24 protein-coding genes and 1 riboswitch are annotated in these 25,634 nt (G+C 74.2%); of the genes, 11 read left to right on the top strand and 13 right to left on the bottom strand.

The features are described 5' to 3' along the window. On the top strand, window positions 1-834 hold an 834-nt coding region (locus ACS04_RS12225; protein WP_048476578.1), incomplete at its 5' end, for an aminopeptidase. Window positions 835-878: 44 nt separating this feature from the next. Beyond that, window positions 879-1,964: an MBL fold metallo-hydrolase gene (locus ACS04_RS12220; RefSeq protein ID WP_048476577.1), complete on the top strand. Its 1,086-nt coding sequence runs from the start codon at window positions 879-881 to the stop codon at window positions 1,962-1,964. Between the two features lie 86 nt (window positions 1,965-2,050). Here ACS04_RS12220 and ACS04_RS12215 read toward each other — a convergent pair whose 3' ends face one another. Further along, window positions 2,051-3,076 (bottom strand): alpha/beta hydrolase family protein, encoded by a 1,026-nt coding sequence (locus ACS04_RS12215; RefSeq protein ID WP_078864689.1) that lies wholly within the window; start codon window positions 3,074-3,076, stop codon window positions 2,051-2,053. 157 nt (window positions 3,077-3,233) lie between these two features. Between ACS04_RS12215 and ACS04_RS12210 the strand changes: the two genes are divergently transcribed. Then, window positions 3,234-3,824 (top strand): TetR/AcrR family transcriptional regulator, encoded by a 591-nt coding sequence (locus ACS04_RS12210; RefSeq protein ID WP_048476576.1) that lies wholly within the window; start codon window positions 3,234-3,236, stop codon window positions 3,822-3,824. Between the two features lie 52 nt (window positions 3,825-3,876). On the opposite strand, the gene ACS04_RS12205 is transcribed toward ACS04_RS12210, so the two are convergent. Continuing rightward, the gene (locus tag ACS04_RS12205; RefSeq protein ID WP_245236374.1) at window positions 3,877-4,518 is read right to left on the bottom strand and encodes a DedA family protein; all 642 of its coding nucleotides are present in this window, start codon (window positions 4,516-4,518) and stop codon (window positions 3,877-3,879) included. Window positions 4,519-4,526: 8 nt separating this feature from the next. After that, window positions 4,527-5,303: an MBL fold metallo-hydrolase gene (locus tag ACS04_RS12200; protein ID WP_048476575.1), complete on the bottom strand. Its 777-nt coding sequence runs from the start codon at window positions 5,301-5,303 to the stop codon at window positions 4,527-4,529. 139 nt (window positions 5,304-5,442) lie between these two features. Here ACS04_RS12200 and ACS04_RS12195 point away from each other — a divergent pair, with 139 nt between their 5' ends. From ACS04_RS12195 to ACS04_RS12180, 4 genes are all read left to right on the top strand, one after another. Continuing rightward, the gene (locus ACS04_RS12195) at window positions 5,443-5,847 is read left to right on the top strand and encodes a hypothetical protein (RefSeq protein ID WP_048476574.1); all 405 of its coding nucleotides are present in this window, start codon (window positions 5,443-5,445) and stop codon (window positions 5,845-5,847) included. Window positions 5,848-6,012: 165 nt separating this feature from the next. Continuing rightward, window positions 6,013-8,154, top strand: coding sequence for a phage holin family protein (locus tag ACS04_RS12190; RefSeq protein ID WP_048476573.1), 2,142 nt, complete (start codon window positions 6,013-6,015; stop codon window positions 8,152-8,154). Window positions 8,155-8,230: 76 nt separating this feature from the next. Further along, window positions 8,231-9,616 (top strand): amino acid permease, encoded by a 1,386-nt coding sequence (locus ACS04_RS12185; RefSeq protein WP_078864687.1) that lies wholly within the window; start codon window positions 8,231-8,233, stop codon window positions 9,614-9,616. A 52-nt stretch (window positions 9,617-9,668) separates the two neighbouring features. Then, window positions 9,669-10,109 (top strand): SRPBCC family protein, encoded by a 441-nt coding sequence (locus ACS04_RS12180; RefSeq protein WP_048476572.1) that lies wholly within the window; start codon window positions 9,669-9,671, stop codon window positions 10,107-10,109. A gap of 70 nt (window positions 10,110-10,179) precedes the next feature. Here ACS04_RS12180 and ACS04_RS12175 read toward each other — a convergent pair whose 3' ends face one another. Next, complete coding sequence (locus ACS04_RS12175) at window positions 10,180-11,772, bottom strand: RNA polymerase sigma factor (RefSeq protein WP_048476571.1); 1,593 nt, start codon at window positions 11,770-11,772, stop codon at window positions 10,180-10,182. Window positions 11,773-12,000: 228 nt separating this feature from the next. Continuing rightward, window positions 12,001-12,762, bottom strand: coding sequence for a class I SAM-dependent methyltransferase (locus ACS04_RS12170; RefSeq protein ID WP_048476570.1), 762 nt, complete (start codon window positions 12,760-12,762; stop codon window positions 12,001-12,003). A 108-nt stretch (window positions 12,763-12,870) separates the two neighbouring features. Continuing rightward, window positions 12,871-12,968: riboswitch (ZMP/ZTP riboswitch) on the top strand. Window positions 12,969-13,080: 112 nt separating this feature from the next. Here ACS04_RS12170 and ACS04_RS12165 point away from each other — a divergent pair. Further along, on the top strand, window positions 13,081-13,926 hold the full coding sequence (locus ACS04_RS12165) for a bifunctional 5,10-methylenetetrahydrofolate dehydrogenase/5,10-methenyltetrahydrofolate cyclohydrolase (RefSeq protein ID WP_048476605.1): 846 nt from the start codon (window positions 13,081-13,083) through the stop codon (window positions 13,924-13,926). A gap of 179 nt (window positions 13,927-14,105) precedes the next feature. Beyond that, a complete protein-coding gene (locus ACS04_RS12160; RefSeq protein ID WP_048476569.1) occupies window positions 14,106-15,359 on the top strand; it encodes an NADH:flavin oxidoreductase/NADH oxidase family protein in 1,254 nt (417 codons plus the stop codon). Window positions 15,360-15,399: 40 nt separating this feature from the next. On the opposite strand, the gene ACS04_RS12155 is transcribed toward ACS04_RS12160, so the two are convergent. From ACS04_RS12155 to ACS04_RS12140, 4 genes are all read right to left on the bottom strand, one after another. Further along, window positions 15,400-16,590, bottom strand: a complete 1,191-nt coding sequence (locus tag ACS04_RS12155; protein WP_048476568.1) for an MAB_1171c family putative transporter — start codon at window positions 16,588-16,590, stop codon at window positions 15,400-15,402. Beyond that, entirely contained in the window at window positions 16,587-18,029 is a 1,443-nt protein-coding gene (locus ACS04_RS12150) for an NAD(P)/FAD-dependent oxidoreductase (protein WP_048476567.1), read from the bottom strand. The genes ACS04_RS12155 and ACS04_RS12150 overlap by 4 nt, the downstream gene beginning before the upstream one ends. A gap of 106 nt (window positions 18,030-18,135) precedes the next feature. Beyond that, entirely contained in the window at window positions 18,136-18,699 is a 564-nt protein-coding gene (locus ACS04_RS12145; RefSeq protein WP_245236373.1) for a toxin-antitoxin system, toxin component, read from the bottom strand. Beyond that, window positions 18,696-19,715 carry a hypothetical protein gene (locus tag ACS04_RS12140; protein WP_048476565.1) on the bottom strand — a complete coding sequence of 340 codons (1,020 nt, stop codon included), beginning with the start codon at window positions 19,713-19,715 and terminating at the stop codon, window positions 18,696-18,698. The genes ACS04_RS12145 and ACS04_RS12140 overlap by 4 nt, the downstream gene beginning before the upstream one ends. A 357-nt stretch (window positions 19,716-20,072) precedes the next feature. Here ACS04_RS12140 and ACS04_RS12135 point away from each other — a divergent pair, with 357 nt between their 5' ends. After that, the gene (locus ACS04_RS12135) at window positions 20,073-20,498 is read left to right on the top strand and encodes a hypothetical protein (protein ID WP_048476564.1); all 426 of its coding nucleotides are present in this window, start codon (window positions 20,073-20,075) and stop codon (window positions 20,496-20,498) included. On the opposite strand, the gene ACS04_RS12130 is transcribed toward ACS04_RS12135, so the two are convergent. Beyond that, window positions 20,484-21,287 carry a helix-turn-helix domain-containing protein gene (locus ACS04_RS12130; RefSeq protein ID WP_048476563.1) on the bottom strand — a complete coding sequence of 268 codons (804 nt, stop codon included), beginning with the start codon at window positions 21,285-21,287 and terminating at the stop codon, window positions 20,484-20,486. The genes ACS04_RS12135 and ACS04_RS12130 overlap by 15 nt on opposite strands. Window positions 21,288-21,457: 170 nt before the next feature. Here ACS04_RS12130 and ACS04_RS12125 point away from each other — a divergent pair, with 170 nt between their 5' ends. Beyond that, window positions 21,458-21,763, top strand: coding sequence for a 4a-hydroxytetrahydrobiopterin dehydratase (locus tag ACS04_RS12125; RefSeq protein ID WP_048476562.1), 306 nt, complete (start codon window positions 21,458-21,460; stop codon window positions 21,761-21,763). Between the two features lie 127 nt (window positions 21,764-21,890). On the opposite strand, the gene ACS04_RS12120 is transcribed toward ACS04_RS12125, so the two are convergent. The 3 genes from ACS04_RS12120 to ACS04_RS12110 form a co-directional block, all read right to left on the bottom strand. Beyond that, window positions 21,891-22,739, bottom strand: a complete 849-nt coding sequence (locus tag ACS04_RS12120) for an aldo/keto reductase (protein ID WP_048476561.1) — start codon at window positions 22,737-22,739, stop codon at window positions 21,891-21,893. A gap of 112 nt (window positions 22,740-22,851) precedes the next feature. Next, window positions 22,852-23,529: an ABC transporter ATP-binding protein gene (locus ACS04_RS12115; RefSeq protein WP_245236372.1), complete on the bottom strand. Its 678-nt coding sequence runs from the start codon at window positions 23,527-23,529 to the stop codon at window positions 22,852-22,854. Between the two features lie 134 nt (window positions 23,530-23,663). After that, window positions 23,664-25,487 carry an AMP-dependent synthetase/ligase gene (locus tag ACS04_RS12110; RefSeq protein WP_048476560.1) on the bottom strand — a complete coding sequence of 608 codons (1,824 nt, stop codon included), beginning with the start codon at window positions 25,485-25,487 and terminating at the stop codon, window positions 23,664-23,666. Window positions 25,488-25,634: the final 147 nt, after the last annotated feature.

Here is a 25,634-nt window from a genome sequence, read left to right as displayed (position 1 = left end):
GCCCTGCTGGAGACCGTACGGCGGGTGCGGGCGGAGGGCGGCGATCCGCGCGTGCTGCTGCTGTCGGTCGCCGACGACCCGACGGCGACCGTCCCCCCGCCCGAAATGCTGCGCGAGGCCTGCGAGGCGGCCGGGGACGCCGGGTTGTTCGTCGTCAGCGACGAGAGCTGGCGCGACACCGTCCACCGGCCGCACGACACCTTCGTCCTGAGCCCCGCCGAGATGCTGCCCGACCAGGCCGCCGTACTCCTCGACCTGTCCGGAGCGCTGCTGCCCGCCGGCTGGCCGGCGGCCGTGGTCCGCTTCCCCGGCACCCCGCGCGGCACCTGGCTGCGGGCCCGCACCCTCGACATCCTCACCGCGACCGGGGCCACGGTCGCGGGCCCGGTCGCCGGGGCCGCCGCGTACGCGCTCGACGAACCCGACGCCGTCGCCGGGCGGGCCCACGCCGCGGCGGCGCTGCACGGGGTGGTCGCCGCGGCCGCCCACCGGGAGCTGCTGGCGGTCGGCGCGTTCGCCCGGCCGCCGCAGGCGGGGCGCCACCTGTACGCCGACCTGACCCCGTTGCGCGCCGGGCTGGCCAGGCAGGGGGTCCGCGATGCCATGGAGCTGGAGGACCACCTCGGCGGGCGGCTCGGCGCGCCCACCCCCGGCGGACAGCGCTTCGCCGACGAACTGGGCGCGCTGCGGGTCCGCCTCTCGACGGGCCCGCTGCTCGGCGCCACCCCGCAGGAGCGGCTGGCCGCGCTCACCGCCCGCGACCCCCTGGGCCTCCCGCACGTACGGCGCTCCCTGGACCTCCTGGGGTCGGTCCTGGCCGGACTGATCTCCTGACCTGACCGGTACGAGCCCGCTGTGCGGTGAACGGAGAGCTCCACATGAGGGATCGGACGGACACCCCCGGGCCCCCGGGCATCGCGGCCACCGCCCCCGCGCCCCCGGAGTCCCCGGGCACCGGCCGCCCGGGGCCGGCCCCCGGCACCGCTCCCGCCCCCGCGGCGCCCCGGCCGCCGGGGGAGCTGCGGAGCTGGCCGCCTTCCTTCGCCGACCGGCTGACCACACCGCTGCCCGGGGCGCGGGCCTTCGCCCGGCTCGCGCGCGAGGGCGCGTTCCGGCCTGGCCCCGAGGGGCTGCGGGGCATCCCCGACCTCCCCTACGACCCCGCCCCGCTGCCCGCCGTCGCGCCGGGGACGCTCTGCGCCACGTGGGCGGGTCACGCGAGCTGGGTGCTGCGGATCGGCGGCCTGACCGTACTGACCGACCCCGTCTGGTCGCGGCGCATCCTCGGCACCCCGGCCCGGCTGACCCCGGTCGGGGTGGGCTGGGAGGAACTGCCTCCGGTGGACGCGGTGGTGATCAGCCACAACCACTACGACCACCTCGACGCGCCCACCCTCAAGCGGCTGCCCCGGCACACCCCGCTCTTCGTCCCGGCCGGCCTGGCCCGCTGGTGCCGGCGCCGCGGCTTCAGCCGGGTCACGGAGCTCGACTGGTGGGAGTGCGCCGAACTGGGCGGGGTGCGTTTCGACTTCGTCCCGGCGCACCACTGGTCGAAGCGCTCGCTGCTCGACACGTGCCGGACGCTGTGGGGCGGCTGGGTGCTGAGCGAGACGCAGGCCCCCGGGACACCGCGGAAGGTGTACTTCGCCGGGGACACCGGATACGGGCACTGGTTCGGGGAGATCGGCCGGCGCCATCCGGGGATCGACCTGGCGCTGCTGCCGATCGGGGCGTACGCGCCGCGGTGGTGGCTGAGGGACGTCCACACCGACCCGGAAGAGGCCGTGCGGGCCTGCCAGGACGTGGGGGCGAGACGGATGGCGCCGATGCACTGGGGGACCTTCGTCCTGTCGGCGGAACCGGTGACGGAGCCGCTGGAGCGGGTCCGCGCGGCCTGGGCCCGGGCGGGACTGCCCCGCGAGGACCTCTGGGACCTCCCGATCGGCGGCTCCCGGACCCTGTGACGCCCCGGCCCGGGTCGGCTCCCGTCCGCGTTCCGCTCCGGTTCGGCGGCTGGTGCGCCGGGCTGCCTGCCCCGCAGGTCTCCGGGCTACTTGCTCAACAGGTCGCCGAGCGCCCGCGGGTCGTTCTCCAGGGCGGCGACGGCCTCCCTCCAGCCGGTGTCCGCGGGCGAGAGGGCGCTGCGGAGGTAGGCCGTGCTGAGCCGCCGGATCAGGGCGACGCGCTCCGGGCTCTCGTCGGTGGTCTCGGCCACCTCGGTCCCCGGGACGCCGCCGAGCGAGTGCTCGGCCCCGAACAGGGTGAGCAGGCTCTTGCGGCCCGGGCTGTGGGTGTAGGCGTCGGTGAACCAGTCCGGGCCGCGGGTGGACAGCGCCGAGTCGTCCCGGTCGCCGGCGACGATGAGGGCCGGGGCGGTCATGGTGTCGAAGGACGGCTTCATGAAGGGCAGGTTCTCGGCGGCGAACGGGGTGAGGCTGTCGCCCAGACCGGGCAGGGCGAGCAGTACGCCCGCCGTGACGCGGGGGTCGGACATGTCCTCGCCGGGAACGCCGTCGGCGTCCAGGACCCGTGCGCCCAGCAGCGTGCTCGCCGTCTGGGCCCCCCAGGAGTGGCCCGCCACGGCGATGCGGCCGTGGTCGACGCGGCCGGCCAGGCCCGGCACGGAGGCTTCCAGCACGCCGAGTCCGTCGAGCACGAGCGTGAGGTCCTCGACGCGGGTGCGCCAGATCCGCGGCGTACGGGGATCCTCGTGCGGGATGGCGAGCGTGCGGGAGTCGAGGTGGGTGGGCCGGACGACCACGAAGCCCTCGGCGGCCCAGTGGTCCGCGAGCGGGGCGTAGCCGTCCATCGACCAGCCGAAGCCGTGCGAGAAGACGATGACCGGCAGGTCGCCGCCGGTGGCGGGGGCGCACACACTCACCTGGAGGTCCTCGCCGCGGCCGCTCGGCGCCGGCAGGACGACCGGCCTGGCGGATATCACGGTGGCCGCGGCGGCCGTGGACGGCCGGGGCCCCGGGTGGTCCGACCCGGAGGTCGAGGAGGTCGAGGAGGTCGAGGAGGTCGAGGAGGTCGCGGAGGTCGCGGAGGTCGGGGAGGTCGGGGAGATCGCGGACATGGAACTGCCTTCCGTTCGGTGTCTTCGCAGGCCCGTCCGGTGGGCGGCCTGGTGGGAGGCGCGCCGTTCTGCCATCATGGGCGAACCGGAACCCTGCTCCGCAAACGATACGGAGCGCTGTTCCGCTTTGCAAGGGTGTGAGGGAAGGAGTGCCGTCGTGAGCGAGAACGGCCAAAACGCGGGAAGCGCGGCGGCGTCCAAGCGCAAGGACGCCCGGCGCAACCAGCAGACCCTGCTGGACGCCGCGGCGGCGGTCTTCGTCACCTCGGGCGTCGAGGCGCCCGTACGCGACATCGCGGCCAAGGCCGGCGTCGGCATGGGCACGATCTACCGGCACTTCCCCACCCGGGCGGACCTCGTCATCGCCGTCTACCGCCACCAGGTCGAGGCCTGCGCCGAGGCCGGACCGGCCCTGCTGGCGGCCGGCCCGACCCCGCACGCCGCCCTCGGCCGGTGGGTCCGGCTCTTCGCCGACTTCCTCGTCACCAAACACGGACTCGCGGGCGCGATGCAGGCCGACAACGCCGGCTTCGAGACGCTGCACGCCTACTTCCTCGACCGCCTCCTGCCGGTCTGCACCGAGCTCCTCGACGCCGCCGTCGAAGCGGGCGAAATCCGCTCCGACCTCACCGCGTACCAGCTCATGCGCGGCATCGGGAACCTCTGCATCGGCGCCGAGGCCGACTCCCGCTACGACGCGCGCCGCATGGTCGACCTCCTGGTCGCGGGACTGCGCGAGCCGCGCTGACCGCGCCGGCCCGACCGCGGCCGCAGGCGCAGGAGTCCGAGCCCAGCCGGTCTCAGCTCCGCAGCCGGCGCCAGAGCGCCGGCGCCCCGCTGATCAGCAGGGTCACGGCCACCGCGAGCGCGACGCCCTTCCACGGCTCCGAGAACAGGGAACCGCCCAGGATGCCGATCAGCCCGTACGTCGCAGCCCACGCGAGGCAGGCCGGAGCGTCGCCGCGGGCGAAGCGGCGCAGCGGGAGCCGCGCCAGCAGGCAGGCCAGCATCACCGGGATCCGGCCCGCCGGGACCAGCCGGGAGACCACCAGCACCAGCACCCCGTGCTCGTCCAGCCCCCGCTGCGCCTGCGCCAGTCGCTCGGGCGTCGCCCGCCCCCGCAGCGCCTCCAGCCACCGCGAGCCGCCCCGGGACCGCACCCCGCGCCGCCCCAGCCAGTACAGCGCCAGATCCCCCGCGAACGCGGCCACGGCCGCGACGGCGCACACCAGCAGCACCCCGAAGGGCAGCGACTGCTGATGGAACGCCACCACCGCCGCCGAACTCACCAGCGCCCCCGTCGGGATCACCGGCACCAGTGCTCCCAGCGCCACCAGTACGAACAGCGCCGGGTAGCCCACCGCCTGCCGGGTCGTCTCCGGGGGCACCTGGCCGGCCCCGGCCGCCACGACCGCCGCCCCGAGACCGTGCGGCCCGTACACCCCCCACCTCACGGCAGCCGTACCCGCTCGCCGTGGCCGGGCACCCGTACCGTCACCTTCGGCGCCAGCAGGCGGGCCCGCCGTGCGAACTCCTCGCCCGGCGAGTGGAATTCGTGGGGGCGCACCGCGTCCAGCCCGATCGGCCAGTACGTCCCGTAGTGCACCGGCACCGCCGCCGCCGGCGCGAGCTCCGCCAGTGCCCGCGCCGCCCCGGCCGGGTCCAGATGCCCCGGCCCCAGGTACGGGCCCCAGCCGCCGACCGGCAGCAGGGCCACGTCCACCGGCCCGACCTCCTCGGCCATCGCTTCGAACAGCCCGGTGTCCCCGGCGAAGTACGTCCGTGCCGAGCCCTGGACCACGTACCCGAGCGCCGGCGCCAGACGCGGCCCGAACGGCAGCCGCCGCCCGTCGTGGCGTGCGCTGACGGCCCGGACCCGCACCCCCGCCCGTACGCCGACCTCCTCGCCCGGAGCCACCTCCGTGACGGGCAGGCCGCGCGCGCCCGCCACCCGCGCGAGCCCCGGCACGGCGCGGCGCGCACCGCGCGGCACCAGCAGCCGGGTGCCGGGCGCCAGCCGGGCCAGCGAGGGCAGGTGCAGATGGTCGGCGTGCAGGTGCGACACCAGCACCGCGTCGGCCTCGGCCGCCTCCGGCGGGGGAAGCGCCCCGCGCCGCCGCCGCAGATGCGCGAGCCGCCGCGCGAACAGCGGGTCCGTCAGCAGCCGCACCCCGGAGTCCTCGACCGCGCACGTGGCATGGCCCCACCAGGTGATCTCCACCGGCACGCGGCCTCCCCGTCGCTCGTGCGTCCCCCGGCGCCCCTGGGGGTGTCTCGAAGGGTAGATCCTGCCCACCGGACGTGCCCCGAACCGAAGTCCGCAGCCCCCTCCTCGCGGGCCGCGGATCGGAGTAGGGTCGGGCGGCATGGATGAGCTGCGTGTGGCCGCTATCGCCAGCCTGGCCCCGCTCGAGGATCTGGACACCGACCCCTTCGCCGTCGACACCCGCAGCCAGCAGGCCATGTGCGCCCGCTGGGCCGCCGACCGGGGTTACGTGGTGACGAGGACGCTGCTCTTCTACGGACTGCGCGCCGACCACTGCGGGCTCTGGTGCGATGTCGAGGCGGGCCAGGTCGACCTCTTCGTCGCGCCCAACCGCCGGGTCCTGGCCCGCGCCCTGCGCTCCGTCGAGGAGTTCAGCGCGGAATGCGAGCGGCGCGGCGTACGGCTGGAGACCGCCGGGCTCGCCGAGCCGCAGTACACCTCCGCCATGAAGGCCGAGGTGCACCGCCGGCTGTCCATGCCGACCGCCGGCTACGACGGCACGTAGCCCGGCGGCCGGGAGCGCGCGCCCCGCGCTCCCGGCCGCCGTGGTGCGCACCTCCGTGCGCCACCGTGGTCACCCGGCCGGGGCCGCCGCCCTGTGCGACGCTGGAGGATGCGGCCGGGGCCGCGGGCGGGGCGCGGATCCGGGGGAGACACGAGGCGGTACGGCGTGTGGCGAGGACGGTGGCGGAGCCTGGGCAGCGCCCTGGTACGGGTGATCCTGGTCTGGGCGGTGTCCACCCTCACGATGCTCGCGCTCGCCGGCCTCCTGCCCGACTTCCGGCTCCGGTCCGGCGACGGGGACAGCGTCACCCGGATCGGGCTGACCGCCGCCTGGGGCGCCGGGGCCTTCGGCCTGTTGAGCGCGCTGGTGTGGCCGGTACTGGTCCGGGCCCTGCTGCTGGTGCCCGCGCTGGTGCTCGGACTGCTCGTCTTCTTCCTCAACGGCTCGCTGTTGCTGCTCGCCCTCGGTCTGATCCCCTCCGGCCGCGGCGAAGTGGCCCCGGAGACCGCCGTGGTGGTGGCCGCCGTCATGTCCGCCGTCGCCTCCACGACCTCCACCGCCCTGGCCGTACGTGATGACGAGGCCTACCGGCGCCGGCTCCACCGGCTCGCCCACCGGCGCCGCCGGCGCACCCGGCACCGGGGCGCGGCCCGTCCCGGCGAGCCCGCCCCCGGACTGCTCTTCCTCCAGCTCGACGGCGTCGGGTACCAGACGCTGCGCCGCGCGGCGGGCAGCGGCCTGATGCCCACGGTGGCCGGCTGGCTGGACGGCAGCCATGGCATCACCGCCTGGCGCACCGACTGGTCCAGCCAGACCGGCGCCAGCCAGCTTGGCATCCTGCACGGCTCCACCTTCGACGTGCCCGCGTTCCGCTGGTACGAGAAGGACACCGGCGAGGTGGTGGTCTGCAACCGGCCCAGCAGCGCCGCCGAACTCCAGCGCCGGGCCATCGCCCGCACCGGCGACGGCGGGCTGCTCACCCTCGACGGGGCGAGCCGGGGCAACCTGTTCAGCGGCGGCGCCGACCAGCTGGCCCTCGTCCTGTCGGTCTCGGCGAGGCGGGGCCGGGCCAACCGCTCCCGCGCGGGCTACTTCGCGTACTTCTGCGATCCGGCGAACGCCGTCCGCACCGCCCTGTCCTTCGTCGCCGAGGTGGCCCGGGAGATCGGCCAGTCGCTGCGGTCCCGGCTGCGGGAGGAGCGGCCCCGGGTGGCCCGCGGCGGAACGTACCCCCTGATCAGGGCCTTCGCGACGGTGGTCGAACGGGACGTCGTCGCCGCGGCGGTGATCGGCGACATGCTCGCGGGGCGCGCCGCGATCTACGCGGACCTGGTCGCCTACGACGAGGTCGCCCACCATTCGGGGCCGCACGGCCGGGACACCGACCGGGTACTGGCCCGGCTCGACCGCACCCTCGCGCTGCTCGCCCGCGTCGCCGAGCACGCGCCCCGGGAGTACCGGATCGTGCTGCTCTCGGACCACGGCCAGAGCCCGGGGGAGACGTTCCTCGGCCGGTACGGGCTCACCCTGAAGGACCTGGTCCGCGCGGGCTGCGGACTGCCGGTCCCCCGCCGGGCCGGCCGCACCCGCAGCGGCGCCGAGGCCCGCGCGGCGGTGCTCGCGGCCCTGCACCGGCCTGTGGAGGAGGACGAGCGGGCCCAGCCGGGGCGGGGCCCGGACCCCGTGGTGCTGGCCTCGGGCAACCTCGGCCTGATCTCCTTCCCGGACCTGCCGGGGCGGGCCTCGCGGGAGCGGATCGAGCGGGCGCACCCGGCCCTGCTGGCGACCCTGGCCAACCATCCGGGCATCGGGTTCCTGCTGGTGGACGGGGAGGTGCTGGGTCCGGGCGGGGCGGTGGCGCGCCTCGACGAGCCCGGAGCGGCCGAGGAGCTGCTGGCCCGGTTCGGACCGGACGCGGCGCGGGCCGTCCGGCGCACCGACGCCTTCCCGCACGTGGCCGACGTCATGGTGAACTCGGCGTACGACCCGCGCACCGGGGAGGTGCACGCCTTCGAGGAACAGATCGGCTCGCACGGAGGCCTGGGCGGGGAGCAGAGCCGTGCGTTCCTGATGTGGCCGGCGGAGCTGTCGGAGCCTGAGCCGGACCTGGTGGGCGCGGAGGCCGTCCACGAGGTGCTGCGGCGCTGGCTGCGGGAGGCGGACGGCCCGCAGGTGCCGGTAACCGCGCCGGAGAGCGCGCTGAGGGCGGACCCCCCGGGGGAGCCGGTGGAGGAACACCGGCCCCGGGACGGAAAGAGCGGAAGCCTTCCTTCCGCAGGGGTGTCCGCGCGGGACGAAATCCGCTGATTTTGCGCCGTCCGCGCGCTGGTCAACCATGTGTTGACCCTGCCCAGCATGTGAGACATTCCGAGGCGCACCACCAATGACCAGCACCGCAGCCCTGCCCACCGAGACCGCCGCACCCCCGGAGCAGGGCCGCGACCCCCACGCCCGGCGGTTCGGCCTGCCGATCGCGACCTGCCTGGTCATGGGCAACATCATCGGCGGCGGGATCTTCCTGCTGCCCGCCTCGGTGGCACCCTTCGGCACGATCAGCCTGGTCGCCTTCGGCGTGCTCACCGCCGGCGCGATCGCCCTCGCCCTGGTCTTCGGCCGGCTCGCGCGGCGGCTCCCGCAGACCGGCGGCCCATACGTCTACGCCCGCGCCGCGTTCGGCGACTTCGCCGGGTTCCTCGCGGCCTGGAGCTACTGGATCACCGCCTGGGTCTCGAACGCGGCCCTCGCGGTCGCGGCGGTCGGCTACCTGTCCGTGCTCTTCCCGGCCATCGGGGAGCACAAGGCGGCGATGTGCCTGGCACCCCTCACCGTGCAGTGGCTCCCGGCGCTCGCCAACCTGGCCGGGACCCGGTACGTCGGCGCCGTCCAACTGGTCTCCACCGTACTGAAGTTCGCCCCGCTGCTGCTGGTCGCCGTCGGCGGGCTGTTCTTCTTCGACCCGGCGAACCTCGGCCCTTTCCAGGCCACCGGCCAGAGCCCCGTCGGCGCGGTGTCCGCGGCCGCGGCGATCCTGCTGTTCAGCTACCTCGGCGTGGAGTCGGCCGCCGTCAGCGCGGGAGAGGTCCGCGACCCCGCCCGCAACGTCGGCCGGGCGACGATCCTCGGCGCCGCCGGCGCGGCCGTGGTCTACCTGCTGGGCACGCTCTCCGTCTTCGGCCTGGTCCCGCACGACCGGCTGGTCGCCTCCGAGGCCCCCTTCACCGACGCCGTCAACGCCATGTTCGGCGGTACGTGGGGCGGCACCCTGGTCGCCTGCGCGGCCGTGATCTCGATGCTCGGCGCCCTCAACGGCTGGACGCTGCTCAGCGCGCAGACCCCGTACGCCGCCGCCCGCGACGGGCTCTTCCCCCAGGTCTTCGCGATGAAGAGGCGGGGCGTCCCGGTGGTCGGCGTGCTCGTCACCGTCGCCTTGGCCTCCGGCCTGACGATCTACAACTACACGGTCGGCTCGGACGGGGTCTTCGAGATCCTCGTCCTGGTCACCACCTTCACGGCGACCGTCCCGTACCTGCTCGCCACCGCCGCGCAGATGTACTTCCTGCTCTCCGGGCAGGCCGAGCGCGTCCACCGGGGCCGCCTCGTCCGCGACGGGATCCTGGCCGCCCTGGCGTTCGCCTTCTCGATGTGGCTGGTCGCCGGCTCCGGCTACGCGGCCGTCTACCAGGGCGTCCTGTTCCTGTTCGCCGGCGTCCTCGTCTACGCCGCGATGAGCGCGCGCAAGCAGCGGGCCGAGCAGCGGGACACCGCCTGACCTGCGCGGTAGCGTGGAAGGAGAGGCCGGCAGGGGGCAGTAAGGGGTCGCCATGTCCGCGATCAGGAAGAGCATCGACATCTCCCGCACTCCCGAGGACGTCTTCGACTACGTGACGGACCCGACGCGCCTGCCGGAGTGGCAGGACAGCGCCGTCTCGGCGCGCCCGCTCCAGGGCACACCCCTCCACGTCGGATCGAAGACCGTCGTCACCCGGCGCCTGGGCCGACGGGAGTTTCCGATGACCATGCAGGTCACGGAGCTCGACCGGCCGCGCAGCTGGCACGTCCGGGGCATCGGCGGACCGGTGCGCGGCGACGTGCGGGGCACCATCGAGCCCCTCGACGGCGGCAAGCGCTCGCGCCTGACCCTGGACCTCGACTTCGAGGGCCACGGCATCGGCAGGGTCATCGCCCCGCTCGTGGTCAAGCCGCACGCCCGCAAGGAGATGCCGCGCGACGAGGAGATGCTCAAACATCTCCTGGAGAACTGAGGAAAGCACCCGCGCCCCGCGGGCCGGTCTTGTGACAGGCCTGCGGGGCGCGGACGGCCCGGCGGACGGTTTAGTCGAGGTAGTCGCGCAGCACCTGCGAACGCGACGGGTGGCGCAGCTTCGACATGGTCTTGGACTCGATCTGGCGGATGCGCTCACGGGTGACCCCGTACACGCGGCCGATCTCGTCCAGGGTCTTCGGCTGGCCGTCGTTCAGGCCGTAACGCATCGAGACGACGCCCGCCTCACGCTCCGAGAGCGTCCCGAGGATCGACTGGAGCTGCTCCTGGAGGAAGGTGAACGACACCGCGTCGGCCGGCACGACCGCCTCGGAGTCCTCGATGAGGTCACCGAACTCGCTGTCGCCCTCCTCACCCAGAGGGGTGTGCAGGGAGATCGGCTCGCGGCCGTACTTCTGGACCTCGATGACCTTCTCGGGGGTCATGTCGAGTTCCTTGCCCAGCTCCTCCGGAGTGGGCTCCCGGCCGAGGTCCTGGAGCATCTGGCGCTGCACGCGCGCCAGCTTGTTGATGATCTCGACCATGTGGACGGGGATGCGGATGGTGCGCGACTGGTCGGCCATGGCGCGCGTGATCGCCTGCCGGATCCACCAGGTCGCGTACGTGGAGAACTTGAAGCCCTTGGTGTAGTCGAACTTCTCCACGGCGCGGATCAGACCGACGTTGCCCTCCTGGATCAGGTCCAGGAAGAGCATGCCGCGGCCGGTGTAGCGCTTGGCCAGCGAGACCACGAGGCGGAGGTTGGCCTCCAGCAGGTGGTTCTTGGCGCGGCGGCCGTCCTCGACGAGGATCTCCAGCTCGCGCTTGAACGCGGGCTTGTGGTCCTCCTCCTCTTCGAGCTTGTACTCGGAGAAGAGACCCGCCTCGATGCGCTTGGCGAGCTCGACCTCCTGCTCGGCGTTGAGGAGCGGCACCTTGCCGATCAGCTTCAGGTAGTCCTTGACGGGGTCGGCGGTGGCGCCGGCCACCATGACCGTCTGGGCCGGGGCGTCGTCCTCGTCGTCGTCGGACAGCACGAAGCCCTGGGTGCCGCCGGCCTTGGGGGCCTCCTCCTCGACCTCGTCGACGAGGTCCTCGGCGGCCCAGTCCTCACCCTCGGCGGCCGGGGTCTCGCCCTCGTCGGAGTCCTTGGCGCTGGTCTTCTTGGCCGCGGCGGCGGTCTTCTTCACCGCGGTCTTCTTGGCGGCGGTCTTCTTGACCGCCCGCTTCTTCGGCTCGGCGACGGCGTCGGCCGCCACCTCGTCCTCGGTGGCCGCGGCCGGCGAAGCGGATATCGCCGCCGCGGTGGCGGGGGCCGCGCTGGTGGCCGAGGCCTTGCGCGCACCGATGGGGCGCGGCGCGGCGGCCGCCTTCTTGGTCACGGTGCGGGCAGGTGCGGCGGCCGCCTTGCGGGGCTTCTTCGCGGCGGCCTTCGTGGCGGGGGCGGCGCTGACGTGCAGCGCCACACCCTCCTCGTCCAGGACCTGGTTCAGGCTGCGCAGGACCCGCTTCCACTGGTCCACCGGGATGCGGCCGGCCTCGAAGGCCTGGCGCACATCGTCACCGTTGATGTGACCCTGCTCGCGGCCGCGCTCGACGAGCGTGACGAGGGCCTCCGATTCGGCGATCTCCGGAGGGAACGTACGGGACGGGCTGAGCGACACAAGGAGCCTCTCGTTGCGAACAGATAGGGAGTGGGCGGGACATCATCGCGCGGACTCGGGAAACAGGCCCGAGGGGGGTCTGTATTCCGGGGCCGCGCGAGGACACCTGTCGGTTCATCGCATGCCCGAGTCGATTCGTTACGCGCTGAATTGAGTGACCTGCGCCACGCTGTGGGCGCGCAACCATTCGGCCGTGGATCCGTCCGCGCCCGCGCCCCCTTTTCTCCGTCAGCCCGGTTTGCGGGCCTCGATGAGGAAACGGGCCGTGTGCGCCACGAACGGGCCCTCACGTTCGATCTGTTCGTGGAGCTCGCGCAACCGGTCCCGGTACTGCCCGACCGTGAAGCCGGGCACCATCCAGATCACCTTCCGGAGAAAGTAGATCACGGCTCCGATGTCGTGGAACTCCGTACGCAGTCTTTCGGAGCGCAGATCCACCACTTCGAGTCCGGCCTTGGCGGCGTCCGAGACGGCGTCGTCGGGGTGGCGGCCGCGCCGGACCTCCTCCGGCTGGGGTCCGAGGAAGTACTCGACCAGCTCGAAGACGCTAGCCGGCCCGACCTGCTGCGACAGGTACGTTCCGCCCGGGCGCAGGACCCGGGCGATCTCCTCCCACCAGATGGTCACCGGGTGGCGGCTCGCGACCAGCTCGAAGGCCGCGTCGCCGAACGGCAGCGGCGGCTCGTCGGCGTCCGCGACGACCACCGCGCCCAGCGGGTGCAGGAGCCGCGTCGCCTTCTCGATGTTGGGCGGCCAGGACTCGGTCGCCGCCGTCAGCGGGGGCAGCGGCCCGGCACCGGCGAGCACCTCCCCACCGCCCGTCTGGATGTCGAGGGCGGAGCGGACCCGGGCGAGGCGCTCGCCGAGCAGGCGCTGGTAGCCCCAGGAGGGGCGCTGCTCGGTGGCCCGCCCGTCGAGCCAGGAGAAGTCCCATCCATCCACCGAAACGGACTCGGCCTCGGCGACGAGGTGGTCGAAAGTACGCGTCATGTCTCGATCGTCCCAGGAGCGGCGCCGGTGATCCACCGGTTTGACCGGATCCCGTGGAGCGGGAGCCGCCGCGCACCACCGCACACCCGGGCGGGGTCCATTAGAGTGGAGGCGGGCCGTGACTGGCGTTCGGGTGGATCACCACCGGGGAGCGGCCCGGCGTATGTCCGCACGTACGCCTCCTGCCGCGCGCCTGGGCGAACCGCGAACCCCGCGACACGCGCATCCGCGCACCGCGATCCGCAGCGACGCCCAGGAGCCCCCGTGACGACTGCCCAGACCGCCAACGCCACCACCGCCGCGGGAACCGCCCGGCTGATGGACGGCACCGCCCTCGCCCGCCGCATCTCCGAGCAGACCGCCGCCCTCGCGGCGAAGATCACCGAGCGCACTGGTACCGCCCCCTGCCTCGCGACCGTCCTGGTCGGCGAGGACCCGGCGTCCGTGACGTACGTGAAGATGAAGCAGAACCGCTGCGCCAAGGCCGGGATCACCTCCCGCCACGTCGAGCTGCCGGCATCCACGACGACGCAGGAGCTCGTCGCCGCCCTGACCGCCCTGTCCGAGGACCCGCAGATCAGCGGCATCCTGCTCCAGCACCCGGTCCCGCACCACATCGACGAGCGCGCCGCCTTCGAGGCCATCGCCCCGGGCAAGGACGTCGACGGCGTCACCATGCACTCCTTCGCCGCCATGGGCTTCGGACTGCCGGGCTTCGTCTCCTGCACCCCCGGCGGCATCATGCGCCTCCTCGCCGAGTACGACGTGGACCTGACCGGCAAGCACGCGGTGGTCGTCGGCCGCAGCGCCATCCTGGGCAAGCCGGCCGGCATGCTGCTGCTGGAGCAGAACGCCACCGTCACCTACTGCCACTCCCGCACCGTGGACCTCCCCTCGATCGTGCGCCAGGCCGACGTGCTGGTCGCCGCCGTGGGCAAGGCCGAATTCATCCGCGGCGAGGACATCAAGCCCGGCGCCGTCGTCCTGGACGCGGGCTACAACGAGGGCAACGTCGGCGACGTCCACTTCGAGTCGGCCGCCGCCCGCGCCTCGCTGATCACCCCGGTCCCCGGCGGCGTCGGCCCGATGACCATCGCCGTCCTGCTGGAGCAGACCGTGCGGGCCGCCGCCGCCCAGGCCGGTCTGGAGCTCGCGGACCTCTGATCGCCCCGCGGGGACTCCCCGTACGCACGCGCCCCGGGCCCTCGGCCCGGGGCGTTCCGCGTTCCGGTGGGTGTCCGGATACTTGCGTACGGAGCCTGACGGGCGCCGGGGAGCGGGCGGTATCTTTGCGCCGGGGCGCGGGATGACACGTGCAACATGTTTCCTGGGGGGAACTGCCGATGGACCTTTTCACGCCACTGGAGCTGCCGGGCGGCGCCACCTTGCCGAACCGCCTGGCGAAGGCGGCCATGGAGGAGAGCCTCGCCGGAGCCGGCCAGCTGCCCGACGAGCGCATCGAGCACCTCTACCGCCGCTGGGCGCGCGGCGGCGCCGGTCTCCTGATCACCGGGAACGTGATGGTCGACCGCCGGGCGCTGACCGCCCCGGGCACCATCGTCCTCGACGCCCGCTCCCCGCTCGATCCCTTCCGCCGCTGGGCCGAGGCCGCGTCCGAGGGCGGCGGCCGGGTCTGGATGCAGATCAACCACCCGGGCCGGCAGGTCGGCTCCGAGATGCCCGGAACGGCCTGGGCGCCCTCCGACATCGGGGTCAGCCTCGGCAAGCACACCAAGCGCTTCGCCCGCCCCACCGCGATGACCGAGGCCGACATCGAGGCCACCGTCGCCCGGTTCGCGGTCACCGCCCGGCGGGCGGAGGCGGCCGGCTTCGACGGGGTGCAGATCCACGCCGCCCACGGCTATCTGATCAGCCAGTTCCTCTCCCCGCTGGTCAACCGGCGCACCGACCGCTGGGGCGGCAGCCCGGAGAACCGGGTGCGGCTGCTGACGGAGGTCGTCCGGGCGGTCCGCGCGCAGGTCGCCCCCGGCTTCGCGGTCGGCGTCAAGCTCAACACCGCCGACTTCCAGCGCGGCGGGTTCGACACGGGGGACGCCGCGCAGGTCATCGCGGCCCTGGGCGGCCTCGGCGTCGACCTGGTCGAACTGTCCGGCGGCAGCGTCGAGAGCCCCGCCACCCTGGGCCGCACCGCCGATCTGCGGACCCTCGAACGGGAGGCGTACTTCCTCTCCTTCGCCGAGGAGTTCCTGGACGCGGCCACGATGCCGCTGATGCTGACCGGCGGGATAGCCCGCCAGGAGACCGCGCGCAAGGTCCTGGCGCGCGGGGTCTCCGTCGTCGGGCTCGCCTCCGCGCTCGCGTTCCGCCCCGACCTGCCGGCCCGCTGGCGCGCCGGGGAGGACGTCCGCGTGACCGTGGAGCCGCTCGGGTGGAAGGACCGGGACCTGGCCGGGGCGGGGCTGCTGGCCTTCGTACGGTTCCAGCTGCACCGGATGGCCCGCGGCCTGGAGCCGCGCCCGGCGGCCTCCCCGCGGGCCGCCTTCGCCCTCGACCAGCTCCAGCACTGGCGGCGGGTGCGGGCGTACGGGGCCTGGCTCGCCCGCAATCCCGAGCCCGAGGACGCCCTCGTGGGCTGAGGCCGGACCACCGGCCCCGCCGGGCGCCCTGCCGGGGTGCTCAGATCGGGGCCGGATCCCTCCGCGCGGCCGCCACGATCGGCGAGGTGCGGAACTCCCGGGCCAGGGCGGCCAGCGGCCGGGAATCCAGCCGGTACGGCTCGGGCAGCCCCTGGTCGGCCGCGGCCGCGCGGTCGGCGGCCTCGGCGGCGGCCGCCGCCTCCCGGCGCCGGCAAGCCGAGGCGAGCATGGCCGCGTCCGCCACGAGCGAGGCCCGCGACGCGCACAGGCCCTGACCGAGGGCGGCCTCGTACGCCGCTTCCCGTACGGCCGGATCGAACCAGCAGGCCAGCGCCAGGATCCCGTCGTCGATCACCGATTCGCGGTGGATCAGCCGGATCCCGATCGGCGACCACCAGGTCAGCGGCACCGTCGTCACGCTCGACGCGGCGAAGCCGCGCAGCGCCTTCCACAGCGGATGCAGCAGCCGGTACCGGCTGAAGTCCCGCCAGGCAGCCGAGCCGCCGACCAGCGGCACGATGAACCCCGAGCCCACCATCAGGGCCGCGGCGGAGGCGAACGGCGGGGCCGCGTACGTGGACAGCCCGTCCCAGTCGCGGCCCGCCCAGCGGGCGCCCACCGCCGTCCACTTCGCCACGAGGTAGCCCAGGTCCAGCACCCCGCCGAGCACGATCAGGGCCAGCCCGGTGCGCAGCGGGCGCAGCGAGGGGCGTACGCGCAGCAGCCACTTCCAGCACAGCAGGGTGAGCGTCGAACTGCCCACGGTGTGCGCGAGCAGGTAGCAGACGATCATCTCGCGCAGCCAGGGCGTGTTGGCGTAGTACGTGTCCAGGTCGCGCAGCCGCTCCACGGGCGCGTCACCGATCGCGAACAGGACGACGATGAGCAGGGTGACGGCGCCGAACACGGCCACCGTCAGCCGGGTCGCCCGCCGTACGACCGCCGGCGGGCCCCCGCCCCACTGCAGGACCAGGACGATGCACGAGCCGGAGAACGCGGTCAGCACGCTGTACACCAGCGGCGCGGAGAAGTTGACGATCCCGGTGAGCCGGTTGACCGCGGAGATCGTCGGCGGCGCCGCCAGGAACATGACCATGCAGCCGACGACGAGCAGGGTGCACACCGCCCGCATGAGCGGCTGGTCCCAGCCCCGGCGCAGGGTCGGCGCCTTGATCAGCAGCGCCAGGATCATGACCGACCCGGGCACGTAGAGGATGAGACCGTCGCTCATCGCGCCTGGCCGACGGGGCCCACGGGATCGACCGGCCCAGAGCCCTGGTCGAGCCCCGCGACGCGGCGCTCCGCCGCGGTCAGCGGCGGCGCTTTCAGCGCACCCTGGTCGGAGGCGCGCAGCACGTGCCAGACCACCGAGGGGCGCAGCCAGTACGCGGGCGTGCTGCTCATGGTGACGACCTGGAGGAACGCGGCGGTCAGCGCCTCCCGCGTGGTGGCCCCGGTCATCAGCCGGCTGACGTACGAGTTGAGCAGCCCGGTACCGGCCCGCGGCTTCATGCCGGTGGCCCCCGGGTACAGGATGTCCTGCGAGGTGGCGAGCTCCCAGGCGGTGGCCACCTGGGGGACGAGCGCGCGCTGTGCCTCGCGGCCGAAGGAGGGGTGGGCGAGGCCCTGGGTGCGCAGCAGGGCCCGTACGGCCAGCAGCCCCTGCGCGGCGACCGTCATCCCCTGCCCGTACAGCGGGTTGAAGGTGGCGACGGAGTCGCCGACGGCGAAGAACCCGTCGGGCAGGTCCGCCTTCTCGAAGTAGACCCGGCGGTTGGCGGTGCCCTGGGTGACGGCTATGTCGGTGAGGGGCTTGCGGCCGACGAGGAGCTCGCCGACGATCGGGTCGCGCAGCCCCTTGGCGAACGGGATGAACAGCTCGGGGTCGCCGGTGGGCTGGCCGCCGCGGGTGCCGGACAGGGTGGCCTGCCACTGGCCGTTCTCGATGGGGACGATCGTCGCGGTCTGGCCGGGTACGTACACCCGGGGATCGGACTGCACGTTGACGATCGGGAAGCCCATCTCGTGCGCCCCGGCCGGGGCTTCGAAGATCCGTGTCGCGTACACCAGGCCGGAGTCGACCTGGGCCTGTCTGATCCCGCCGACCCCCAGCTGCTGGAGCCAGGACCGGGCCCGCGAACCGCGTCCGCTCGCGTCGACCACCAGGTCGGCGCCCACCAGCCGGTTCTGTTCCTGCGGGGTGTCGACGCGGACGCCGGTGATGCGGGCCGCCGTGCCCTCCAGGGCCCGTACGCGGCTCTGCTGGAGGGTGCTGACGCCCGGCAGGCCGGTCACCCGGGCGCGGACCACCGCGTCGAGGAGGTCGCGGCTGCACGAGATGTTGAACTGCTTCTCCCCGCAGCGCGGGATCCAGCCCTGGGCGGTCATGGTGACCAGGTCGGTGGGCAGGCTGCGGCGGATCGCGCCCGCCGCCGTCCACGCGTCGGTGACGCCCGGGAGTATCTCCTCGATGGCGCGCGCCCCGCCCGACCACATGACGTGGACGTGCCGGGCCTGCGGGAGCCCGCGCCGCGGCGCCGGGCTGTCGGGCAGCGTGTCGGCGTCGATGATCGTGACCGTCGCGTGCTCGGCGAGCACGGCCGCCGCGAGCAGGCCGGCCATGCTGCCGCCGATGACGACGGCGTGGCGGGGCGGGGAGGACTGGGTCATCGTGGAGCTCTCTGTCGGGGCCGTGCGGGGGCAGCGGCGCGCGTGAGGTGCGTCGGGAGGGGGGCCGGTCACCGGGGCGTCATCGGTACGCCGCGGGGGCGTGCACTCAACGGCCCCAGCCGAGCGAGGACTTGATGCGCTCGATCGCCTCGGGGGACCGCTCCTCGCGGGGCCCCGGAAGGTACGCCTTGAGGACTTGGCCGAGGTACAGGCCGAAGGTCTCGGCCCGGATCTCCGCCGGATCCTCCCGGTCGGCGCGAGCGGCCGCCTGCCGGACCACGCTGCCCAGTCCGGTCTCCGAGTGCAGCAGCTCCGCGAGGCCGCCCCGGGCTCCCGTGAGCCGGGCCGCCACGGCCATGCCCGGGCCGTGGCTGTCACAGGTGCCTTCCTCCAGGTGCCATAACTCGTGGCAGGCGATGACGAGCTGGTGCTCGGGGCGGGTGCGCTCCTCGATGACGAGCAGGTCGCGCTGCTCCATCTCCAGCCAGAGTCCGCTGGCCGTGTCGGGCGGGAACTTGGCGAAGCGGAACTCCACCGGCCGCCCGCCGCGCCGGCGGCCGTACGCGGCGCACAGGCCCCCGATGATCCCGGCGGCATCGGCCGGCCGCGCCAGGCGCGCCTCCGCCAGCAGATCCCCGCCGAGTTTCCGCATGGTGCGTGTGGTCCTCATGGCGCTCCCCCCTCGGCAGCCTTCCGGTCGTCCGGCACCGCCACGCGGCCCGTGCCCTCGCGCGTCAGCTGGCCCTCGCGGGCCAGCAGGTCGTCCAGGTGGCCGGCCAGGGACTTCCAGCCCGCCGGGGAGAGCCGCCCGGCCCGCGCGACGATGCTGCGTACATCGTGCGCCCGCAGGACGGCCAGCATCGGGTTTTCCGTGCGGGGGCCGGCGGTTTCCAGCTCCTGTTCGATGCCGGCGAGGGCGGTGGTGAGCGCCTCGGTGTCGTCGGCCAGCAGGAAGCCGCCATCGACCCCGTAGAAGCGCTGGATCCCGGCTGCCGCCGCGAGGTTGGGCAGCCCCTCGCCGTGCGCGAGGCGGGTCAGGGACTGGCCCGAGGCGCAGAAGGACCGGGCGATGGCGGCCAGGGAGTGGACCTGGCCGTCCGCGCGCAGCCGGGTGCGCCGCAGGTGCTCGAAGCGCCGGCGGACCTGCTCCTTGAGCGGCAGCCGGGGCGGAGCCCCGTCGAGGGTGAGCCGGATGTCGCACGGCTCCATGCCCGTCAGGTACGAGAGGTGCCCGAGGTCCGCCGGGGCGCCGGCGCCGGTGGCGGCGAGGGCGTGCTCCACCGCGCTCTGGCTGTCGGCCAGGAGGAAGCCGGCGTAGACCCCGAAGAACCGCTGCACGCCCGCCGCATGGCCCAGCCGGGGCAGCCCGGTGCCCGCGTTGAGCGGGCCCAGGGAGGCGCCCGGCGCCTGGAAGTCCTCCGCGATGGCGGCCAGCGGCCACTCCCGGCCGTGCTTGTCACGGCGGGTGGCCCGCAGCCGCAGGAAGCGCCGGTGGACCCGCAGGCACAGCGGAAGTTCGGGCGCGGTCCCCGCCACGACCTGCGGGACGAGCGCCGGTTCGACCCCGCACAGGCGGCTCAGCCGCTCCGGGCACAGGACCGCGGCCGGATCCCGGCCGCTCCGCTCGGCCAACGCCGCCACGCGGGCCCAGGCACGGCCCAGGTCGGCTCGGTCGGCGGCTGGCACCGTGTGGTTCTCCGTATGTCGAGAGGACGTTCGAGAGCTTCGGCTGTCAGCAGCGTAGCCCTCCGCCCGGCACCGAGACAGGAGAACCCCAACGTTTCTTGCGATGTGGCTCAAAGAAAGTTGGCACCCCTCGCCCCGCCCCTCGCCCCGCTCCACGGGCATGACCTCGCGGGTAATCGACCCCGGCGGGGGCGGCGGGGAGAGTGGGGGCATCGGGTCCCGAGTCCGCGCACTCGGCCTCGGGGCCCGTCCCACCAGCGCGTTCGACCGCGAGCTCGCACGGCGTGCGCCACCGCGTCCGTGTCCCGGACCGCGACCGTTCGCCACCGACCGACCCGTCATGGAGGCCGATCCGTCATGTCCGCGACCCTGCTCGGCAGCATCGCTCGTACCCCCGTCCCGCAGACCGCGCTACGCCGCTTCCTCGCCCTGGACTGCGTGGTCACGGCCGGGAACGGCCTCGCGTACGCCGCCCTCAGCGCCCCGCTCGGCCGGCTGCTCGGCGTCGGGCAGGCCACCCTGCTCGAACTCGGCCTGTTCCTGACCCTCTACGGCGCCGGTGTCGGCGGGCTCGCCTCGCGCCGCCGGCCGCCGGTCCCCGCCGTGACGTTCGTGGTCGCGGCCAACGGGGCCTGGGCGGCGCTCAGCATCGTCTCGCTCCTCCTCTGGGACGCCCCCACCACCGCCGGCCTCGTGTGGATCCCGGTCCAGGCCCTCGTCGTCGCCGGCTTCGCGTACGTCCAGTGGCTGGCGATGCGGCAGTCCGCCTCACAGGCCCGCTGAGTGCAGGAACTTCGCCGTCGCCGCGTCGGCCGGCAGCAGCGTCTCGACGGCCAGCTCGGCGACGGTCACGTCCATCGGGGTGTTGAACGTCGCGATCGAGGACACGAACGACAGCAGGTGCCCCTCGTGTTCGATCAGCAGCGGCAGCGCGATGTACGCGACGCCCTCCGCGGCCCCGGCCCCGGGCTCGGCGAGCTGCGGCCCGGTGTCCACCGGATACCCGGACACCTCCTCGTACAGCGCGCGCAGCGGCTCCGAGCGGGACAGCGCGATCTGCCGCTCCATCTGGGCCAGCAGATGCCCGCGCCACTCCCCGAGGTTGCGGATCCGCGGGGCCAGGCCCTGCGGGTGCAAGGTGATGCGCATGGCGTTCAGCGGCGGGAGCAGCAGGTGCTCGGGCAGCCCGTCGAGCAGCATCGCGATGCCGCGGTTGGCGGCGACGACGTCGTACACGGCGTCCACGACCAGGGCCGGATACGGCTCGTAGCCGGTCAGCAACCGCTCCAGGCCCTCGCGCAGCGTCCCCATCGAGGGATCGTCCAGCGGGGTCTGCGCGTAGTGCGGGGCGTAACCCGCCGCCAGCAGCAGCGTGTTGCGCTCGCGGACCGGCACGTCGAGGTGGTCCGCGAGCCGCAGGACCATCTCCTTGCTCGGCCGGGACCGGCCGGTTTCGATGAAGCTGATGTGCCGGGACGAGGAGTCGGCGCGGCCCGCCAGCTCCAGCTGGCTGATGCCGCGCCGCTCCCGCCAGGTGCGCAGCAGGGCTCCGACGGACGGGGTGGAGGTCATGCCCGCGAGGATAGGGGGTGTCCATCCGTTCGTCCGGCGGGGTGTTCCCCCGGAAGGCGTGGAAGAACCCGCACGCACCACGGCGCGACACGCTCCCCGCGGCGTGCGCTGTGGGAACCTTGACCCCACGTCGGAAACGATTCCGGACCGGACGGTGAAGGAGCATGCCGATGGCGAACGAGCCGCTTTCGCAGAAGGAGATCGAGGACCGGCTGCGGGAACTCCCCGGCTGGGCCTTCGAGGACGACCGGATCGTGCGCACCTACCGGCTGGGCACGCACTTCGCGGCGAGTGCGCTCGTCGTCCACATCGCCGGTGTCCAGGACGAGTTGAACCACCACTCCGACGTGACCCTCGGCTACGACACGGTCCGGGTGTCCGTGAACACGCACAGCGCGGGCGACGCCGTCACAGGCGCCGACTTCGCGCTCGCCGAACGCGTCGAGGCCCTCGCCCCCTCCCACGGGGCGCGCTGACGGCGGTCACCCGCAGCGGGGTTCGAGGCGCCCCCACTGCGCCGGGCGGCCGGCGGTGGGGGCGGGCGGCGGGCGACGGCGCCCCGGGCCCACCCGGTGGACCCCGTCGGGCGGGCTCATTCGTGGCTCAGGCGTCGAAGACGGCCGGGTCCGGCCCGATCCGCCCGGCCGACGGGCCCCGTCCCAGCGCGTCCAGCGCGGCGAGGTCGGCGGCGTCCAGCTCGAAACCGAACACGTCCAGGTTCTCGCGGATCCGCGACGGGGTCACCGACTTCGGGATCACGACGTTGCCCCTCTGCAGGTGCCAGCGCAGCACCACCTGTGCGGGGGAGCGCCCGTGCCGGTCCGCGACCTCGGTGACGGCCGGGAGCGTCAGGAGCTCCTTGCCCTGGCCGAGCGGGGACCAGGCCTCCGTGGCGATCCCCAGCGTCGCGTGCACGGCGCGCAGCTCGGGCTGCGGGAAGAGCGGGTGCAGTTCGATCTGGTTCACGGCCGGGACCAGGGGGCTCTCGGCGCCGAGCCGTTCCAGATCGGCGGGGCGGAAGTTCGAGACGCCGACGGCGCGGGCGCGGCCGCTCTCCGCGATCTCCTCGAAGGTCTTCCAGATGGTGAGGAAGTCGTCGCGCATCGGGCGCGGCCAGTGGATCAGGTACAGGTCCAGGTGGTCCAGGCCCAGCTTGCCTAGGGAGTCGTCGAGCGCGCCCAGCACGTCCTCGCGCCGCCAGGTCCGTGAGCGGTCGTTCCACAGTTTGGTGGTGACGAAGAGCTCCTCGCGCGGCACCCCGGATGCGGCGATCGCCCGGCCGGTACCCCTCTCGTTGCGGTAGGCGGCCGCCGTGTCGATGCTCCGGTACCCCGCCTCCAGCGCCGCCCCCACGGCGTGCGCGGCCTCGGAGTCCGGGACCTGGAAGACGCCGTACCCGAGCTGGGGCATGAGCGTGCCGTTGTTGAGCCGGATGGCGGGGACTTCGTTCACGTCGGGTGCGGTTCCTTCGTCGGGGGCCTGGATACGGGGTGACGGCGGCGGAAACCGGCCGCCTTGGCGAGGGTATTCCCGCCGAGGCGGCCCGCCCGGACCGGACACACCGTCAGGACGCGCCCGGATGGGCCTCGCGGACCCGCGGATCGGCCCTGATGACGGCGGGCGCGCCCGAGGCGAGGACCGCGCCGAGGTCCAGGACCACCACCCGCGTACAGAGGTCCATCACGAAGGCCACGTCGTGCTCCACCAGCAGTACCGCGCACCCCTCCTCCCCGGCCAGCCGGCGCACGACCGCCGCGAGCCGCTCCCGCTCGGCCGCCGACAGACCCGACGCGGGCTCGTCCAGCAGCAGTACGCGCGGCGGATCGGCCACCGCCCGGGCCGGCTCGGCCATGCGGGCCTGGCCGACCGGCAGGCCGCCCGCGTACGAGGCGCCCAGCGCGCCGACCCCGCAGTCGGCGAGCACGCGCTCGCCCCGCTCGCGCCGCTCCCGCTCCCGGCGGCGGCGCGCGGGGGACCCGGCGAGGTCGGCGGCGAACCCGCCCCCGCCGCCGCGCCACTCCTGCGCGACCAGCAGGTTCTCGGCCACGCTGAGCTGCCCGAACAACTGCTGCCGCTGGAACGTCCGGCGCATCCCGTGGCGGGCCCGCCAGACCGGGGAGCGGCGGGTGATGTCCACCCCGTCGAGCAGCATCCGCCCCCGGTCGGGGTCCCGCGGCCGGTGTTCGGAGACGAGCGCGAGCGCCGCCGCCGCGGCGGCCAGGGCGCGGATCGGTCGCAGCATGTGTGGGATCCCCTCCGGTCGGAATCCCCGCATTCTCTGGGCGACCTGACGACTCGTCAATTTATTGGGCAGGCTGCAATGACGGTGCGTCAGATACCCCCGGACGGGCCCGTCCGGGCTGGTGGAGCGGCTCGTCAGGGCTGGTAGAGGGCCGCCACCTCCTGCGCGTACGCCTTCTCGATCGCCCGCCGCTTCAGCTTCAGCGAGGGCGTCAGCAGCCCCCGTTCCTCGGTGAACTGCTCCGCCAGGACCCGGAAGGTGCGGATCGCCTCGGCCTGTGACACCAGCGTGTTCGCGGCCACCACCGCCCGCCGCACCTCCGCCGTCAGATCCGGGTCGTGGACCAGGTGCGCCGCCGGCAGCTGCGGGCGCCCGCGCATCGACAGCCAGTGCGCGATCCCCTCCATGTCCAGCGTGAGCAGGGCGGCCACGTACGGCCGGTCGTTGCCGACCAGCACGCACTGCGCGACCAGCGGATGCGAGCGCACCCGCTCCTCCAGCGCGGTCGGGGACACGCTCTTGCCGTTGGAGGTCACCAGGATCTCCTTCTTGCGCCCGGTGATCGTGAGGTACCCGTCCTCGTCGAGGCGCCCCAGGTCCCCCGTCGCGAGCCAGCCGTCGCGCAGCACCGCCTCCGTGGAGCGCGGGTCGTTCAGGTACCCGGAGAACACGTGGTCCCCGTGCAGCCACACCTCCCCGTCCTCGGCGATGTGCACCGTACTGCCCGGGATCGGCCGGCCCACCGTGCCGTACTTCGTCGCGCCCGGCGGGTTCGCGGTGGCCGCCGCGCAGGACTCGGTCAGGCCGTAGCCCTCGAACACCGTGATGCCGGCCCCGTCGAAGAACAGCCCGAGGCGGCGCGACATCGCCGACCCGCCCGACATGGCGTGCCGCACCCGGCCGCCCATCGCCTCGCGGACCTTCCCGTACACCAGCCTCTCGAACAGTTGGTGCTCCATGCGCAGCCCGGCCGACGGGCCCGGCCCGGTCCCGAACGCCTTCTGCTCGCGCGCTTCCGCGTACCGCACGGCCGTCTCGACCGCACGGTCGAAGGGGCCCGTACGGCCCTCCGCCTCGGCCTTGCGGCGGGCCGCCGCGAAGACCTTCTCGAAGACGTACGGAACCCCCAGCACGAACGTCGGCCGGAAGGCGGCGAGGTCCGGCAGCAACTCGGCCGCCGCCAGCACCGGCTGGTGGCCGAGCTTCACCCGCGCCCGTACGGCCGCCACCTCCACCATCCGCCCGAAGACGTGCGCGAGGGGCAGGAACAGCAGGGTGGAGGGCTGCTCCCCGGGCCCGGCCTGGAAGACCGACTCCCAGCGGGCCACCATCGTGTCGGCCTCGTACATGAAATTGCCGTGCGTCAGCACGCACCCCTTGGGACGCCCGGTGGTCCCCGAGGTGTAGATGACGGTGGCGACGGCGTCGGGCGTGACCGCCGCCCGGTGCCGGTGCACCAGGTCCTCCGCGACCCCGCGGCCGTCCGCGACGAGCGCGTCGACGGCTCCGGCGTCCAGCTGCCACAGCCGCCGCAGGTGCGGCAGCCGCTCGATGACGGACCCGACGGTCATGGCCTGGTCCTCGTCCTCGACGACGCAGGCGGTGCAGTCGGAGTCCTGCAGGATCCAGTGCACCTGCTCCACGGAGGAGGTCGGGTAGACCGGCACGGGCTGGGCGCCGATCGCCCACAGGGCGAAGTCGAACAGGGTCCACTCGTAGCGGGTCCGGGACATGACGGCCACCCGTTCCCCGAACCGGACCCCCTGGGCCAGCAGTCCCTTCGCCAGCGCGAGCACCTCGGCGGCGAACTCCGCGGAGGTCACGTCCGCCCACACCCCGTCGCTCTTGCGGCCCAGCACCACCCGGCCGGGATCCTCCTGGGCATGGTGGAACACGGCGTCGGCGAGCCCGCCGACGGGCGCCGCAACCACGACCGGTGGGACGGTGATCTCGCGCATGCCCCGCTCCTCTCCGCGCAGCGCGGCGACGCTACCCCACACCTCACGGGGGTTGATCACCGAGCGAAGACCTGCACAAGACCTCCCCAGGCGGTCGCGGAGGCCCGGCGGAAGGGAAACTCCCCGGTCCGCGGCCCCGGAAACGCC

It is taken from the genome of Streptomyces roseus (assembly GCF_001044425.1).
Lineage (GTDB): Bacteria > Actinomycetota > Actinomycetes > Streptomycetales > Streptomycetaceae > Streptomyces > Streptomyces roseus.
Note: the sequence above shows the minus strand (reverse complement) of the source record. Positions and strands in the feature narration are given on the sequence as shown.

Excerpts from the sequence above, each read along its gene's own strand:
- ACS04_RS12150 (WP_048476567.1), bottom strand. The coding sequence starts at position 18,029 with ATGACCCAGTCCTCCCCGCCCCGCCACGCCGTCGTCATCGGCGGCAGC.
- ACS04_RS12185 (WP_078864687.1), top strand. The coding sequence starts at position 8,231 with ATGACCAGCACCGCAGCCCTGCCCACCGAGACCGCCGCACCCCCGGAG.
- ACS04_RS12160 (WP_048476569.1), top strand. The coding sequence starts at position 14,106 with ATGGACCTTTTCACGCCACTGGAGCTGCCGGGCGGCGCCACCTTGCCG.
- ACS04_RS12165 (WP_048476605.1), top strand. The coding sequence starts at position 13,081 with ATGGACGGCACCGCCCTCGCCCGCCGCATCTCCGAGCAGACCGCCGCC.
- ACS04_RS12180 (WP_048476572.1), top strand. The coding sequence starts at position 9,669 with ATGTCCGCGATCAGGAAGAGCATCGACATCTCCCGCACTCCCGAGGAC.
- ACS04_RS12215 (WP_078864689.1), bottom strand. The coding sequence starts at position 3,076 with ATGTCCGCGATCTCCCCGACCTCCCCGACCTCCGCGACCTCCGCGACC.
- ACS04_RS12155 (WP_048476568.1), bottom strand. The coding sequence starts at position 16,590 with ATGAGCGACGGTCTCATCCTCTACGTGCCCGGGTCGGTCATGATCCTG.
- ACS04_RS12110 (WP_048476560.1), bottom strand. The coding sequence starts at position 25,487 with ATGCGCGAGATCACCGTCCCACCGGTCGTGGTTGCGGCGCCCGTCGGC.
- ACS04_RS12130 (WP_048476563.1), bottom strand. The coding sequence starts at position 21,287 with ATGACCTCCACCCCGTCCGTCGGAGCCCTGCTGCGCACCTGGCGGGAG.
- ACS04_RS12220 (WP_048476577.1), top strand. The coding sequence starts at position 879 with ATGAGGGATCGGACGGACACCCCCGGGCCCCCGGGCATCGCGGCCACC.
- ACS04_RS12135 (WP_048476564.1), top strand. The coding sequence starts at position 20,073 with ATGTCCGCGACCCTGCTCGGCAGCATCGCTCGTACCCCCGTCCCGCAG.
- ACS04_RS12125 (WP_048476562.1), top strand. The coding sequence starts at position 21,458 with ATGGCGAACGAGCCGCTTTCGCAGAAGGAGATCGAGGACCGGCTGCGG.
- ACS04_RS12170 (WP_048476570.1), bottom strand. The coding sequence starts at position 12,762 with ATGACGCGTACTTTCGACCACCTCGTCGCCGAGGCCGAGTCCGTTTCG.
- ACS04_RS12115 (WP_245236372.1), bottom strand. The coding sequence starts at position 23,529 with ATGCTGCGACCGATCCGCGCCCTGGCCGCCGCGGCGGCGGCGCTCGCG.
- ACS04_RS12195 (WP_048476574.1), top strand. The coding sequence starts at position 5,443 with ATGGATGAGCTGCGTGTGGCCGCTATCGCCAGCCTGGCCCCGCTCGAG.
- ACS04_RS12145 (WP_245236373.1), bottom strand. The coding sequence starts at position 18,699 with ATGAGGACCACACGCACCATGCGGAAACTCGGCGGGGATCTGCTGGCG.